The 12,924-nt window shown below is 68.9% G+C and carries 11 protein-coding genes; 3 read left to right on the plus strand and 8 right to left on the minus strand.

Annotated elements, in window-relative coordinates; genetic code table 11:
- From QO033_RS11865 to QO033_RS11875, 3 genes are all read right to left on the minus strand, one after another.
- Window positions 1-447, minus strand: a complete 447-nt coding sequence (locus QO033_RS11865) for a (2Fe-2S)-binding protein (RefSeq protein WP_284481188.1) — start codon at window positions 445-447, stop codon at window positions 1-3.
- 199 nt (window positions 448-646) lie between these two features.
- The gene (locus QO033_RS11870) at window positions 647-2,026 is read right to left on the minus strand and encodes an MFS transporter (protein WP_284481189.1); all 1,380 of its coding nucleotides are present in this window, start codon (window positions 2,024-2,026) and stop codon (window positions 647-649) included.
- Window positions 2,023-2,739, minus strand: coding sequence for a dihydrofolate reductase family protein (locus tag QO033_RS11875; RefSeq protein ID WP_284481190.1), 717 nt, complete (start codon window positions 2,737-2,739; stop codon window positions 2,023-2,025). Before QO033_RS11875 ends, QO033_RS11870 begins: the two co-directional genes overlap by 4 nt.
- 305 nt (window positions 2,740-3,044) lie before the next feature.
- Between QO033_RS11875 and QO033_RS11880 the strand changes: the two genes are divergently transcribed.
- A complete protein-coding gene (locus QO033_RS11880; RefSeq protein WP_284481191.1) occupies window positions 3,045-3,482 on the plus strand; it encodes a cytochrome P460 family protein in 438 nt (145 codons plus the stop codon).
- Between the two features lie 84 nt (window positions 3,483-3,566).
- Here QO033_RS11880 and QO033_RS11885 read toward each other — a convergent pair whose 3' ends face one another.
- Window positions 3,567-4,580 carry a PQQ-dependent sugar dehydrogenase gene (locus tag QO033_RS11885; RefSeq protein WP_284481192.1) on the minus strand — a complete coding sequence of 338 codons (1,014 nt, stop codon included), beginning with the start codon at window positions 4,578-4,580 and terminating at the stop codon, window positions 3,567-3,569.
- A complete protein-coding gene (locus QO033_RS11890) occupies window positions 4,570-5,031 on the minus strand; it encodes a (R)-mandelonitrile lyase (RefSeq protein ID WP_284481193.1) in 462 nt (153 codons plus the stop codon). The genes QO033_RS11885 and QO033_RS11890 overlap by 11 nt, the downstream gene beginning before the upstream one ends.
- A gap of 464 nt (window positions 5,032-5,495) precedes the next feature.
- On the opposite strand from QO033_RS11890, the gene QO033_RS11895 reads away from it, so the two are divergent.
- Window positions 5,496-6,242: an SDR family oxidoreductase gene (locus QO033_RS11895; protein WP_284481194.1), complete on the plus strand. Its 747-nt coding sequence runs from the start codon at window positions 5,496-5,498 to the stop codon at window positions 6,240-6,242.
- A 142-nt stretch (window positions 6,243-6,384) separates the two neighbouring features.
- Here the strand turns inward: QO033_RS11895 and QO033_RS11900 are convergent, their stop codons facing one another.
- Window positions 6,385-7,794: an amidase gene (locus QO033_RS11900; protein WP_284481195.1), complete on the minus strand. Its 1,410-nt coding sequence runs from the start codon at window positions 7,792-7,794 to the stop codon at window positions 6,385-6,387.
- 127 nt (window positions 7,795-7,921) lie between these two features.
- Between QO033_RS11900 and QO033_RS11905 the strand changes: the two genes are divergently transcribed.
- The gene (locus QO033_RS11905) at window positions 7,922-8,845 is read left to right on the plus strand and encodes a LysR family transcriptional regulator (protein WP_284481196.1); all 924 of its coding nucleotides are present in this window, start codon (window positions 7,922-7,924) and stop codon (window positions 8,843-8,845) included.
- 21 nt (window positions 8,846-8,866) lie between these two features.
- Here QO033_RS11905 and QO033_RS11910 read toward each other — a convergent pair whose 3' ends face one another.
- On the minus strand, window positions 8,867-9,928 hold the full coding sequence (locus QO033_RS11910; protein ID WP_284481197.1) for a hypothetical protein: 1,062 nt from the start codon (window positions 9,926-9,928) through the stop codon (window positions 8,867-8,869).
- A gap of 137 nt (window positions 9,929-10,065) precedes the next feature.
- Window positions 10,066-12,774: a cation-transporting P-type ATPase gene (locus tag QO033_RS11915; protein WP_284481198.1), complete on the minus strand. Its 2,709-nt coding sequence runs from the start codon at window positions 12,772-12,774 to the stop codon at window positions 10,066-10,068.
- Window positions 12,775-12,924 lie beyond the last annotated feature (150 nt).

The following is a 12,924-nucleotide window of genomic DNA, read 5'->3' on the forward strand; positions in this document are numbered from 1 at the left end:
TCAGCCCTCCGCGACGCTGCGCACGGCGGCGCGGATCTTGTTGTAGGTGCCGCAGCGGCACAGGTTGGTCATGGCGCCGTCGATATCGTCATCGCTGGGGTTCGGCGTCTCGGTCAGCAGCGCAGTGGCGGCCAGCACCTGGCCCGACTGGCAATAGCCGCATTGCGCGACCTCGTTTTCGACCCAGGCCGCAACCACGCGGCGGCCGACCTCGGTTTCCTCGACGGTCTCGATCGTGCGGATCTCCTGCCCTTCGACACTGTCGGCCGGGGTCACGCAAGAGCGCGTTGCCACACCGTCGACCAGCACGGTGCAGGCGCCGCATTGCGCGATGCCGCAGCCGTATTTGGTCCCGGTCAGGCCCAGTTCTTCACGGATCACCCACAGAAGCGGGGTATCGGGTTCTACGTCGACGTCATGCGTCGCACCGTTGATTGTCAGCTGCATGGTCAGTCCTGTCGGTGGATGGGTCTGTTGCTCTCGGGTCATGGCCCGCGCATGCCCGCGGGCGGCGCGGAGCGGCCATGCCACTCGGTTCTCTGCGAGTGTCAGTGTCCTACGGACCGGGGCGCAAGGCTATGGGGTTAAATCCGATAGCGGCAATGAGCCTGATTCATGAATATCCCACGCCGATATCCGTCTCGGGTCAGCCGGGCAGTGCACCGTCCCCTCCGCCCCGCGACAGCAACAGCATCGCCACCACCCCCAGCAGACTGACCGCCGAGGTAGCGATCACCGCCTGGTGCCAGCCCTGAAAGAACCCGGCGCTGCCGGTCCCGGCGATCAGCACCGAAATCAGCGAGATACCGAGCGCGGACCCCAGATAGCGAGCCGTGTTGTTTGCGGCCGACCCCATCGCCGTGCGCTCCAGCGGCACGGTCTGCACCGCCTCATGACCGAGCGAGGCATTGAGAATCCCGTTGGACACGCCGGCCACCAGAAGCCCCGGCAACACGATGGCCCAGCCGCTGTCAGCGTCGGCAGCGATCAGCAGCGCCTGGCCGATGGCGCAGCCGAAGATCGACCAGATCACCCGCCCACGGGAGGACCACCAGGCCGGCAGGAACCGCGCGCAGAGCGCGGCAACCACCGTCACCCCGGACCAGGCGAGGATGACCACAGCCGCGGCCAGCGGCGACAGCCCCAGCCCGCGCACCAGCACCGTCGGCACCATCGACATCAGCGCCAGCACCCCGGCTCCGGAGGCGAAGGCGGCCAGCGTCGCGGCGACGAAGGCGGCATTGCCGAACAGCCGCAGTTCCAGGATCGGGTTGGCGCTGCGCCGCTCGAACCAGACGAAAAGCGCCAGAAACAGCACCGCCAGCGCGATCAGCCCGGTCACCATCCCGGAGGAGCCAACGCGCAGCTCCACCAGCGCCGACATGAGTGCCGACATCCCGACGATCAGCAGGGCCGAACCCGGCAGATCGACCCGCTGCCCGGCGCGCGGGCTCTCGGGCAGGCGGGCTGCCGCCAGCAGCGCCAGCAATGCCGAGACCGGCGCGATCAGAACGTGGATCGCGGCCCAGCCGGACAGCGACAGCAGACCGGAGGCCAGGATCGGCCCCGCCGCCACACCGGCCCCGAGCGAGGCCGCCCAGATCGCCGCCGCGTGCCGGCGCGCCTCGCCGTCGTAGATCTGCCCCAGGAGGCCCAGCCCGCAGGCCATGATCCCGGCACTGCCGAGCCCCTGCACCACGCGCATCACGATCAGCAGCGGTCCGTTGCCGGCCAGCGCCGCGCCGACCGAGGCCGCCGCCGTCAGCCACAGCCCGCCGACGAAGGTTCGGCGCCGGCCCAGCGTGTCGCCGAAGGCGCCGGCGGTCAGCAGCCCGCAGGCGGCACCGAGCGGCATGCCGCTCATCACCCAGGCCTGCTCCCCCGCGCCCAGTCCCAGCGTCGCCGTCATCGCATCGAGCGTGGTCAGCGGCGCGGTGAACACCACCAGCGCCAGCAGCGTGGCCAGCGCCACGATCACCAGCGGCATCTTCGGGGTCCCGGCCACGGGCATGGTCGCGCCGCTCATTGTTCGCCCTCCTGCGATCCTGCCCCGGTGTCGATCACCCGGTGGCGCATCCAGACGCAGCCCCGGTCCAGGGTTTCGACCGCGATCAGTGCCAGCCGCCGCGCCCGGGTCTCGCCCCGATGCTCATAGATCGCGGGCACACCGCCCTGCCCGTCCACCACCGGGTAGACCAGCGTGCTGGTCTCGTCGATCAGCCCTTCGGAAAGGAAGGCGCCGTTGATCTCGCCACCGCCTTCGAGGATCAGCCGCCCGACCCCGAAGGCCGCGCCGATCCGGGCCAGCAGGTCGGCCAGCGCCCCGGCACCGGTTCCCAGAAAGAACACCGAGACCCCGCGGCCCTTCAGCGTTTCCACATGCGCGGCGGCCACGGTCGGCCTCAGCACCATCACCAGGTGGGCGCCCTCGATCTCGCCGCTGTCGGGCAGCAGGCGACCGCGACGGTCGAGACAGATGCAAATGCCTGCGCCCGCGCCATGGCCCGGCGCGAGATGATCCCGACGCGGCCCGATGTCGTCGGCCGGTGCCGGTGGGACGGAGCGCAGATAATGGCTCTCCATCGTCGTGCGCCCGACGATCCAGCCATCCGCCTCCAGCCGCGCCGCCGCCGCGTCGTAGACCTCCAGCAGGCTCGCCTCGCTGCAGGGCCAGCGGTCGGTCAGAAGCCGTCCGTCGATGGAGGTGATCATATGGCAAACGATGCTGGGACGGGTCATGGAGGGGCTCACGCGAATTCGGAGGGACAGGCCACGCGGGGGGGACCCGCCGGGCTGCCTGTTACATAACCGTCCGGGGGTGGCGGCGTGTATGCCCGTTCTTTGTCTCGCAGAGATGAATGCTGCTCATGAATGCCGGCGGTGGCGGAGGGCTCAACCGGGCTCTGCCTGGTCCCGATCCAGTCCCATCAGGACCCAGCCAAGGCATTCATGAAGACCCCTCATCTGTATCATCGACCGGGGCCGGATTATCGCCGGCCGCTCCGGGCGCTAGCCTGACCGCATCGCTCAAAGGGAGAGACACCATGCGCCTTTCGACCGCCCTTTTGCCCGGCTTGCTCGTCCTCGCCTCGCCGCTGCTGGCCCAGATGATCAACGCGGACGTCACGATCCCGGAGGGCTATCGCGACGGGGATCATTACACGACGGTGACACGGGGCGGCATCACCGAAGAGATCTATACCAGCGCCGAGGCCATCGCCGCCGCCCGCGCCGGTCAGCCGTTTCCCGAAGGCACCCGGATCACCATGGACGATCTGCGCGACGGCGCCCTCTATCGCATTCTGGTGATGGAGAAACGGGCCGACTGGTCCGACCTCTCGGTGGCGGGCAGCTGGCAGTTCCGCGAATTCGCCCCGGACGGCAGCCCCGATCTCAGACAGGACGGCAGCCGCTGTCAGGCCTGCCACGCCTCGCAACAGCAGAGCGATTATGTCTTCACCCGCGACCGCATGATCGACTGACCCCGCCGCGCCCCGGCGACGCGGTGCGCGCGAAGACAGACGGAGGAGAGGCGCACAGCCCCTCCCCCCAAGCCGGCCGCCGCGTCACCGCGAGATGCGGATCATCCGGTCGTCCGAGACCCCGTCCCGGCGCGGCGAGCGGGTGGTGGTGATCGCGTAGATATGATCCCCCAGCACCAGCACATCGCGGATCCGGGCACCGAGATCGATCGCCCCCCGCTGAGAGCCGTCCGTGCCGATCCTCAACACCGAGCCGGCGCGCAGGCTCGCCAGCACCAGGTGATCGCCATCCCAGGCCAGACCGGAGGGGGCCCAGGTGCGCCCGCCGGAGTGGACCAGCGGCGCCCGCATCCCGTCCCGGGTCTCATCGCCCTCGATCAACGGCCAGCCATAATTGGCGCCCCGTTCGATCCGGTTCACCTCGTCATGACCGGACTGGCCGTGTTCGGCGGCATAGAGCTGCCCGTCCGCGTCCCAGGCCAGTCCCTGCGGGTTGCGATGGCCCAGCGACCAGACCGGAGAGCCCGGCCAGGGGTTGTCGGCCGGAACCGCGCCCTCCGGCGTCAGGCGCAGGATCTTGCCGGCGAGGCTCTGCAGGTCCTGCGGCCGCTCGCGGTTCTCGGTCCAGCCGGTGGTGACATAGAGCATGCCGTCCGGTCCGAAGGCCAGCCGTCCGCCGTTGTAGAGTGGATGGCCCGGGATCGCGTCGAGCAGGACTCGCGTTTCGCGCCAGCCCCCCCCGTCCAGTTCGATCTCGATCACCCGGTTACTGCGGGCCTCCGGCGTTCCCATGTGCTGATAGGCCACCGCGCGACGGCTCTCGGCGAAATCGGGCCGCAGCGCGAGGCCGAGCAGCCCACCGCCCTTGTCATTCAGGATCGGGGCGCTGGTCCGCACCGGCATGCGGGTGAAGCGCTGACCATCGAAGACACCGATCGTTCCGGCCTTTTCGGTGATATAGATCGCCTCCGCCGCCGCCTCGATATCCCAGGGATAGTCGAGCCCGTCGAGCAGCGTCTCCTGCGCCGCCGCCGCGGCAGGCAGGAGAAACCCGGCCACAGCCAGGCCGCGCAGCGCAAAGCCCGGCTTAATGCCCATGGTAGTCCGCATCGGTGACATGTTCGCCCCAGGTCACCGCCGAGCCGTCGACAACCGCCTGAATCGCGTAATGCGACATCGCGGTGGTATCGGTAGCACCATGCCAGTGTTCGACACCCGGCGGGCACCAGACCACGTCACCGGCCTGAATAACAATCTTCTCGCCGCCGCGTTCCTGCGTCCAGCCGGTGCCCGAGGTCACCACCAGCTGCTGCCCCGCCGGATGGGTATGCCACGCCGACCGGGCGCCGGGCAGAAAGGTAACATGACCGGCGCTGACATCGTTCATGTTCGGACCGAAGGCCATCGAGACATAGGCAGTGCCGGTAAAGGTTTCGGCGGCGCCGATCCGGCCAGCCTGTTCTGCCGCGCGGGTGACGGTCATCTGCTGCGCCGCGGCCGCGACGGGTGCGGCAGCCATGAGGGCAAGAATTGCGAAGGTCGGTTTCATCAGGTCGTCTCCATTGGTTGTGAGGCGGCCGCTTGGCCTTTGGCAGGGGGCGTTCCCCTGTTCCCGAACCTGAGATAGCCTCTGTCCACGGGTTTATAATAACGCCGAAACAGGATACGCTCATGAGGGTCTCTCATGAAAAGACGCGGGGCCAAACCCTACCGGCCGCTGGACGGGAGCCGACGTTCCCGGTTCGCCGCCCCACACGCCCCGCCATTCATGAAAGACGCTCATGGGTGCAAGAACCCTGCTGCCGATGATCCGCCGCGCGGGGTGGCATAGATGACGACCTGCCGGGGCGGTGATCGCGCCGGCCTTGTCCCCCTGCGGACACCGGCCAGCGCCACCACTATTGCGCGGCGGCAGCGACGGCAGAGGACAGGTGCAGTTTTCAAACGGAGCTGTGGCGCGCCGCATCGCGGCCCCGACCCGCAGCTTTTCAGACTCCAGGGAAGGAGACCACCATGACCGATAACATCACCGGCAAAGTCGTCGTCATCACCGGCGCCTCCAGCGGTATGGGCGAGGCAACCGCACGCGATCTCGCCGCCAGGGGCGCGCGGGTGGCGCTGGGTGCGCGGCGCGCCGACCGGCTCGAAACCATCGTGCAGGACATCCGCGCTGCCGGCGGCGAGGCCATCGCCGTCGCCACCGATGTCACCAAACTCGAAGACGTGCAGGCGCTGGTCGCCGCCGCCCGAGACACCTTCGGCCGGGTCGACGTGATCTTCAACAACGCCGGTCTGATGCCGCTGTCGCCGCTGGACAGCCTGCGGATCGACGAGTGGAACCAGATGATCGACGTCAACATGAAGGGCACGCTCTATGGCATTGCCGCGGTACTGCCGATCTTTCAGGAGCAGAAGTCCGGCCATGTGATCAACGTGTCGTCCGTCTACGGCCATAAGACCGTCGCCACCGGCGCGGTCTACTGCGCCACCAAACATGCCCTGCGCTCGCTGTCCGAGGGCCTGCGCCAGGAGGTGAAGGCCTATAACGTGCGCGTCACCGTGATCTCTCCCGGTGCGGTCGATACCGAGCTGACCCAGCATATCACCGAGCCCGGCCTCGGCGATCAGCTGCGCGAATTCGTCCCGCAGATCGCCGTGCCCGCCACTACCATGGCCGATATGGTCGCCTTCGCCATCTCTCAGCCGGCGAATGTGGATGTGAACGAGATTCTGTTCCGCCCGACCGTCCAGCCGGAGTAAGCCCGGCGGCCACCGCAGAGACATCGCCCTCCGGGATCGCCCGGGCTGAAACGATGTCCCCCGAAGACGACCGGGCTGCGCCTGACGTGGCCCGGCTCCGATCCGGTCTGACGATCGCGGGGGCCGAAGACAGACCCTCCGCTCAGGACATGGCCGTTTCCGGGTGGCGCGCCGCCCAGCCCAGCATCTTTTCGAACTGCCGCGCCGCGCGCAGCACCAGCGCCTCCTCATTCGGGCGGCCGATGATCTGCAGCCCCACCGGCAATCCGTGCACGAAACCGCAGGGCACGCTGGCGGCACAATAGCCGGCCATGTTCACCGGCAGCGTATAAGACACCAGCGCCGGGATCCGCAGCGTCAGATCGGTCGGATCGACCACGGGGGAAACGATGCCGATGGTCGGTGCCAGCAGCAGATCGGTGTCGGCGAAGACATCCTCCAAATGCCGGATGATTTGTGCCCGGCGCAACAGGGCGCGGGAATACTCCGTGCCGCTGACCCCGGCGGCCCAGTCGAACCGGCTGCGCGCATAGGGGGTGAGCTGTTCGCGCTTTTCCGGATCCTGCATCAGCGCCTCGCCCAGATTGGCCTGCCGATCGACGAAATCCAGCACCTTCCAGGCCTCGTCGATGCCGTCGGTCTCCAGCACCACCTCCCGCGGAGCAAGCCGCGCCCCGGCCTCCGTCACCCGGTTCGCCGCCGCCCGCACGGTGGCAACCACCTCAGGATCGGCGAACCCCTCGGCCACGGTATTGTGCCACCAGGCGGCGCGGACCCCGGCGATGCCCTCTTCCAGCGTGGCGAGGTAGTCGGGCGGTGCGTCCCGGCGGCAGAGCGGGTCCCCCTCCATCGGGCCGGCGATCACCTGCAGCAGCGTCGCAGCATCGCGCACGTCCCGCGCCATCGGCCCGATGGCAGAGAAGAACAGGGTCGAGCCGAAGCCGCCGTGGCGCGGCACCCGGCCCCGGCTCGGCAGCAACCCGAAGACCCCGCATTGCGCCGATGGCAGACGGATCGAGCCGCCGGCATCGCTGCCGATCGCCAGCGGCCCGAAGCCCGAGGCCAGCGCCGCCGCCGCGCCGCCGCTGGAGCCGCCGGCGGTGCGGCTCAGGTCCCAGGGGTTGCGGCACTCCGGCGCGACATAGCCGACAGTGCGCCAGTACATTCCGAATTCCGGGGTATTGGTCTTGCCAAGGATCACCCCGCCGGCGGCGCGGATCCGCGCGGCATAAATGCTGTCCTCCACCGGCACGTGATGCTCCAGCGTCCTGGAGCCGCCGGTGGTGCGCAGCCCCTTGGTGAAGAACTGATCCTTGATCGTCACCGGCACCCCCGCCAGCGGCCCCGGCGCCTCTCCGGCGGCGAGACCGGCATCGACGGCGCGAGCCTCCTCGATCGCCAGATCGTCGGCCAGGGTGATAAAGGAATGAATGGCACCGTCGCGCGCACGTATCCGCTCCAGCAACTGCCGGGTCACGCTCTCCGCCGTGCGCTTTCCCGCCAGGATCTCCGACCGCAACTGCCATGCCGGGCACCAGTGCATCTCTGTCATCGGGGGCTCTCCTGTCTTCGCCCGGCCTGCGCCGGTCCGGGGGGCGGTTCAGGCCCTATTGTGCGGCAGGGCCCGGCCATGGAACAATGGCCGCCGGGAGTAACAACCATAACCGGAATGGCATATCGTGGACTTGCAGCAGCTGCGCTACTTTCTGATCGTGGCAGACCATCTGAATCTGTCCCATGCGGCAGAGAGCATTGGGATTTCCCAGCCGGCCCTGTCCAAGGCGATGGCCCGGTTGCAGGCCCGCACCGGTGTCCGCCTCTATGCCCGCAACGGTCGCGGCATCGCGCTGACCGATGCCGGCCACGCGCTGCGACACCGCGCGGCAGAGATCCTCGATCGGGTCGAGGCGGCAGAGCTGGTGATGTCAGACATGCGTGCCGGGGTTGGCGGCCACGTCCGGCTGGGCGCCGGCCCGTCGTTCCTGGCCGGCAGTGTACCGGCCGCGCTCTCATCGCTGCAGGCAGAGGACCCGTCGCTGCGCTTCACCCTGCGCGAAGGCACCACACAGGAGCTCTATGACTGGGTGAAGACAAGGGAAATCGACTGCGCCCTGCTCGGCTGGATCAGATCGCCGGAGGCCCCGACCCGGGGCGATGCCGCGCTTGCCTTCAGCCGGTTGCTGGTCGACGATCTGGTCATCGTCACCCGCGCCGACCATCCGCTGCAGCTGTCGCCGCCGCGCCGCTTCGCCGATCTGTCGGCCTATGACTGGGTCTTGCCACGGATGAGCACCCGCCTGCATGGCGAGCTCGACCGCATCTATCGCGCCGCCCGCGCCGATCCGCCGGTGGCGCGGGTGCAGACCAGTTCGCTGTTCGCCACCTGCGCCATCCTGCGGCGCAGCGATCTGATGACGCTGCTGGCCCGCAGCGCACTGTCCGATCCGGAGATGGCGGGCCTGCGACCGCTGGAACAGGGCTGGCTGACCCTGCAGCGCGAGGCGTTCCTGGTCACCCAGCGCGATCTGCCGCTGCCACAGGCGACCGGGACGCTGATCCGGGCGATCCGCCAGCGCCTGGCCGATCCCGCCGGCGGCGCCTGATCCGCCCGCCGGCCGCCGCCGCTAAAGCGACGCGGCGGCGATGCCGGCGTCGCCGATATCCCCGGCCCAGACCCGCAGCAGCCCCAGCGTGCCCATGAACTCCTGCGCCAGCAGTAGATCGCTGGCGACGAGATCGGGGACGGCAACGGCGATCTGCGTCAGCGCCCCCCCTTTCGCCGCCGCGTTCATACTGCCGGCGCCGTGCCGCGAGGCATGGCTGAAGCGGACGTCGCGGCCCGGCGCGCAGATGTCGGAGAGATAAAGGTTGTAGGAGGTCGCCGCGGTCCGGGTCTGGACATGCAGCTGGCCGCTGTTGCCCATATGGGTGTTCAGCGCGCTGCGGATCCGGTTGTCGGCATCGGTGCCCCAGAGCAGGAAAACCACCTGCGCCACCCGGTCTTCGCTGGCATAGGTCAGCCCGCCGTTCAGCGCCAGGCTCACCGCCGAGGCCGGCGGCATATCCGCCGCCGCCACCGTCAGCACCTCCCCCGCCCGGGTCGCCGCCGCCGCCCCGGTGGGGATATAGCTCGACAGTGTCGGACCCGCCTCCAGCTGGGCGTTCCGCACCGTACCGGAGACGCTCAGGCTCAGGCTGCCGGCCGTGGCCGGGGCAAAACTCAGCCCCACCCGATGCGCTTCGCCCGCGCCGGTGCCCGCCAGCGGCCCCGCCGTTGCCGCGCCGGTCAACGACACGCTGCCGGTGCCGGTGAAGGACAGCGTATAGGTCTGCGCCGTTACCGCCACGTCCTGGCTGGCGAGCGTCGCGCTGTTGAGCAGCAGGTTGCTGCGGCCGGCGCTTTCCAGCAGCAGGCCGGCGGGCCGCCAGCCGCCGCCCTTCCAGACATGATGGCCAAGGCGCGGCACCCCCGCCGGGGCGATCTTCAGCGCCCCCTGCCCGTCGACATAGCTGGCGGCAGAGGCGCGGCCGAAGCTCAGCACATCGCCGAACGCCCGCGTCGCCCCGGCCCGGCGGTAGCGGCCGGAAACGAAATCCGCCACCAGCGCCGGCATCTGCCCGGCGGCGGCATAGCCCTGCCAGAGATCGCCCTGAACCGACCGATCCAGCACCCCGATCCCGATCATCGCCAACCTCCGCGCTGCCCCGGTCGTCCGGTCACCCGATACTGCATCCCTGCCCCCTCTTCGCGCTGATCCTGGCGTGAGCATAGCCAGGGCACGCCGGACGTTGCCCGCGCGCCCGGTTGACGCATTGACAGGGATCAGCCCTTGCGAAGGCTGCCGTTGCGGGCGCGGAAGGCGAGCCGCATCTGTTTCTCGATCTCGATCAGCGCGAAGAACACCACGCCGATCGCCACAATCAGCACCCCGTCGCGGAACGGCACCGCCTCGGTTCCGAAGACCCGCTGCAACGGCGGCAGATAGGTCACGGCGAATTGCGCCGCGGTCACCGTCAGCACCGAGGCCCAAACCATCGGCGTGCCCTTCACCGCCTGCCAGGTCAGCGAGGTGCCATAGATGTTACGGATGAAGAACAGATAGAAAATCTCCTGCACAACCAGCATGTTCATCGCCATGGTCCGCGACAACGCCTCGCTGTAGCCCTGATCGTGGGCATAGCTGTAGACACCGAAGACCGCGACCAAGCAGAGGAAGGAGACCAGCAGGATGGTCCAGACCAGATTGCCGGTCAGCAGCGGTTCGTCGCGCGGTCGCGGCGGCCGCCGCATGGTGCCCTCCTCCGACCGCTCAAAGGCCAGCGCGATGCCCAGCGTGATGGCGGTGATCAGGTTCACCCAGAGAATCTGCACCGCGGTGATCGGCAGCGGCATGCCGGCGAACAGCGCCACGATGATGGTGATCGCCTCGCCACCGTTGGTGGGCAGGGTCCAGCTGATCACCTTCTTGATGTTGTCGTAGACCGTCCGCCCCTCGCGCACCGCCGCGGCGATCGAGGCGAAATTGTCATCCGCCAGCACCAGTTCCGCCGCCTCCTTGGCCGCGGCGCTGCCCTTCTGCCCCATGGCGATCCCGGCATCGGCGCGTTTCAGCGCCGGCGCGTCGTTGACCCCGTCGCCGGTCATCGCCACGGTCAGACCGCGCGACTGCAGCGCCGCCACCAGCCGCAGCTTGTGCTTGGGCGAGGTGCGGGCGAAGATGTCGGTCTCGCTGGCGGCAGCGGCCAGATCGCTGTCGTCCATCGCCTCGATATCGGCGCCGGTCAGCACCCGGTCGCAGTTCTTCAGCCCGATCCGTTCACCGATGGCGCGGGCGGTGGCAGCGTGATCACCGGTGATCATCTTCACCCCGATGCCGGCGGCATGACAGTCCGCCACCGCGGCAATCGCCTCCTCGCGCGGCGGATCGATCAGCCCGATCAGCCCGATCAGCGTCAGCCGCCCTTTCAGGTTCGCCATGTCCAGCATGTCCTCGCCGGCCGCCGCCGGCGCCATTGCCACAGCGATCACCCTCTGGCCTTCGTTGGCGAGTTCCTCCACCTGGCGGAACCAGAAAGAGGTGTTGAGCGGGGCCCGCCGGTCACCCGGTTCCAGCTGATCACGGCAGAGCGCCAGAACCGCCTCCGGCGCGCCCTTGACATGCAGCGCGCGCGCGCCGTCCGGCGCCTGATGCAGCACCGCCATATAGCGATGCGCCGCGTCGAAGGGGATTTCATCGAGCCGCGCCCAGGCGGCAAAGGGATCGGCGCCATCGCGGGTGATCTTGCCGGCCAGCGCCATCAGCGCGCCTTCCATCGGATCGCCCTCGACCCGCCAGCCCTGATCGGCCTGCTGCAGCACCGCATCGTTGCAAAGGCCGGCGGCCGCGGCGAAATCCATCAGCACCGCGTGATCGGCAGGATTGGCATCGGCCTCGCGCCAGCGCACCGCCCCCTCCGGCGCATAACCGTTGCCGCCGACAGAAAAGACGTGATCCGCCGCCGCCAGCGAGGCCACCATCATCTCGTTCCGGGTCAGCGTCCCGGTCTTGTCGGAGCAGATCACCGAGACTGAGCCCAGCGTCTCGATCGCCGGCAGCCGCCGCACGATGGCGTTGCGCCCTGCCATCGCCCGCACCCCGACCGCCAGCGTGATGGTCAGAACCGCCGGCAGCCCTTCGGGGATGGCCGCCACCGACAGGCCCACCACCGCCATGAACAGGCCGCCGAAATCCATATGCATGACGAAATAGCCGTACCCGAGCAGACTGGCGCCCAGGATCAGGATGAACAGCGTCAGCCAGCGCGAGAAGACGTTCATCTGGTGCACCAGCGGCGTGGTCAGCACCTCGACCTCCTGCAGCATGCCGCTGATCCGGCCGATCTCGGTTCCCGCCCCGGTCGCGGTCACCACCCCCTGGGCGGTACCGGCAGCGACCAGCGTGCCGCTGAACAGCATCGAGTGGCGATCCCCCAACGCCGCGTCCTCTGCCACCGGCGCGGTGCCCTTGTCGACGGGGACGGATTCGCCGGTCAGCACCGCCTCCTCCGCCTTCAGCCCGCGGGCCGAGATCAGCCGAAGATCCGCCGGCACCCGGTCGCCGGCCTCGAGGATGACGATATCGCCCACCACCAGATCGGCGGCCTCCACCGTCTGGCGGCGTCCGTCGCGACGAACCGAGGAATGCGGCGCCAGCATGTCGCGGATCGCCTCCATCGCCTGTTCGGCGCGGCCCTCCTGGATAAAGCCGATCACCGCATTGGCCAGGACCACCGCCAGGATCACCCCGGTATCGACCCAATGCTGCAGCAGCCCGGTGACCAGCGCCGCCGCCAGCAGCACATAGATCAGCACGTTGTGGAACTGCAGCAGGAAGCGGACCAGCGCGCCCCGGCGCGGCGGCTCCGGCAGCAGATTCGGCCCATCGCGCCCGATCCGGCGCAGCGCCTCGGCCTGCGTCAGCCCCTCGGGCGTGGTCTCAAATGCGCTCAGACAGGTTTCGACCGGCTGGCTATGGGCGGAAATCTGCATCATGGTCCTCAGTGCCTCATGTCTTCGGGCCGCGCCGGACGCGACGAAATGCCCGCGCAGCCCCGGCAATTTCTGTCACAATAGTCACAGTTTCTTGCCGGCCCATGATCATGCCTCTGCACTGCGGCAATCTGGCACGGGTGGCCCCGCACT

This window comes from Pseudodonghicola flavimaris (assembly GCF_030164425.1).
Classification (GTDB): domain Bacteria; phylum Pseudomonadota; class Alphaproteobacteria; order Rhodobacterales; family Rhodobacteraceae; genus Pseudodonghicola; species Pseudodonghicola flavimaris.

Excerpts from the sequence above, each read along its gene's own strand:
- QO033_RS11885 (WP_284481192.1), bottom strand. The coding sequence starts at position 4,580 with ATGGGCATTAAGCCGGGCTTTGCGCTGCGCGGCCTGGCTGTGGCCGGG.
- QO033_RS11865 (WP_284481188.1), bottom strand. The coding sequence starts at position 447 with ATGCAGCTGACAATCAACGGTGCGACGCATGACGTCGACGTAGAACCC.
- QO033_RS11875 (WP_284481190.1), bottom strand. The coding sequence starts at position 2,739 with ATGACCCGTCCCAGCATCGTTTGCCATATGATCACCTCCATCGACGGA.
- QO033_RS11870 (WP_284481189.1), bottom strand. The coding sequence starts at position 2,026 with ATGAGCGGCGCGACCATGCCCGTGGCCGGGACCCCGAAGATGCCGCTG.
- QO033_RS11895 (WP_284481194.1), top strand. The coding sequence starts at position 5,496 with ATGACCGATAACATCACCGGCAAAGTCGTCGTCATCACCGGCGCCTCC.
- QO033_RS11900 (WP_284481195.1), bottom strand. The coding sequence starts at position 7,794 with ATGACAGAGATGCACTGGTGCCCGGCATGGCAGTTGCGGTCGGAGATC.
- QO033_RS11915 (WP_284481198.1), bottom strand. The coding sequence starts at position 12,774 with ATGATGCAGATTTCCGCCCATAGCCAGCCGGTCGAAACCTGTCTGAGC.
- QO033_RS11910 (WP_284481197.1), bottom strand. The coding sequence starts at position 9,928 with ATGATCGGGATCGGGGTGCTGGATCGGTCGGTTCAGGGCGATCTCTGG.
- QO033_RS11890 (WP_284481193.1), bottom strand. The coding sequence starts at position 5,031 with ATGAAACCGACCTTCGCAATTCTTGCCCTCATGGCTGCCGCACCCGTC.
- QO033_RS11880 (WP_284481191.1), top strand. The coding sequence starts at position 3,045 with ATGCGCCTTTCGACCGCCCTTTTGCCCGGCTTGCTCGTCCTCGCCTCG.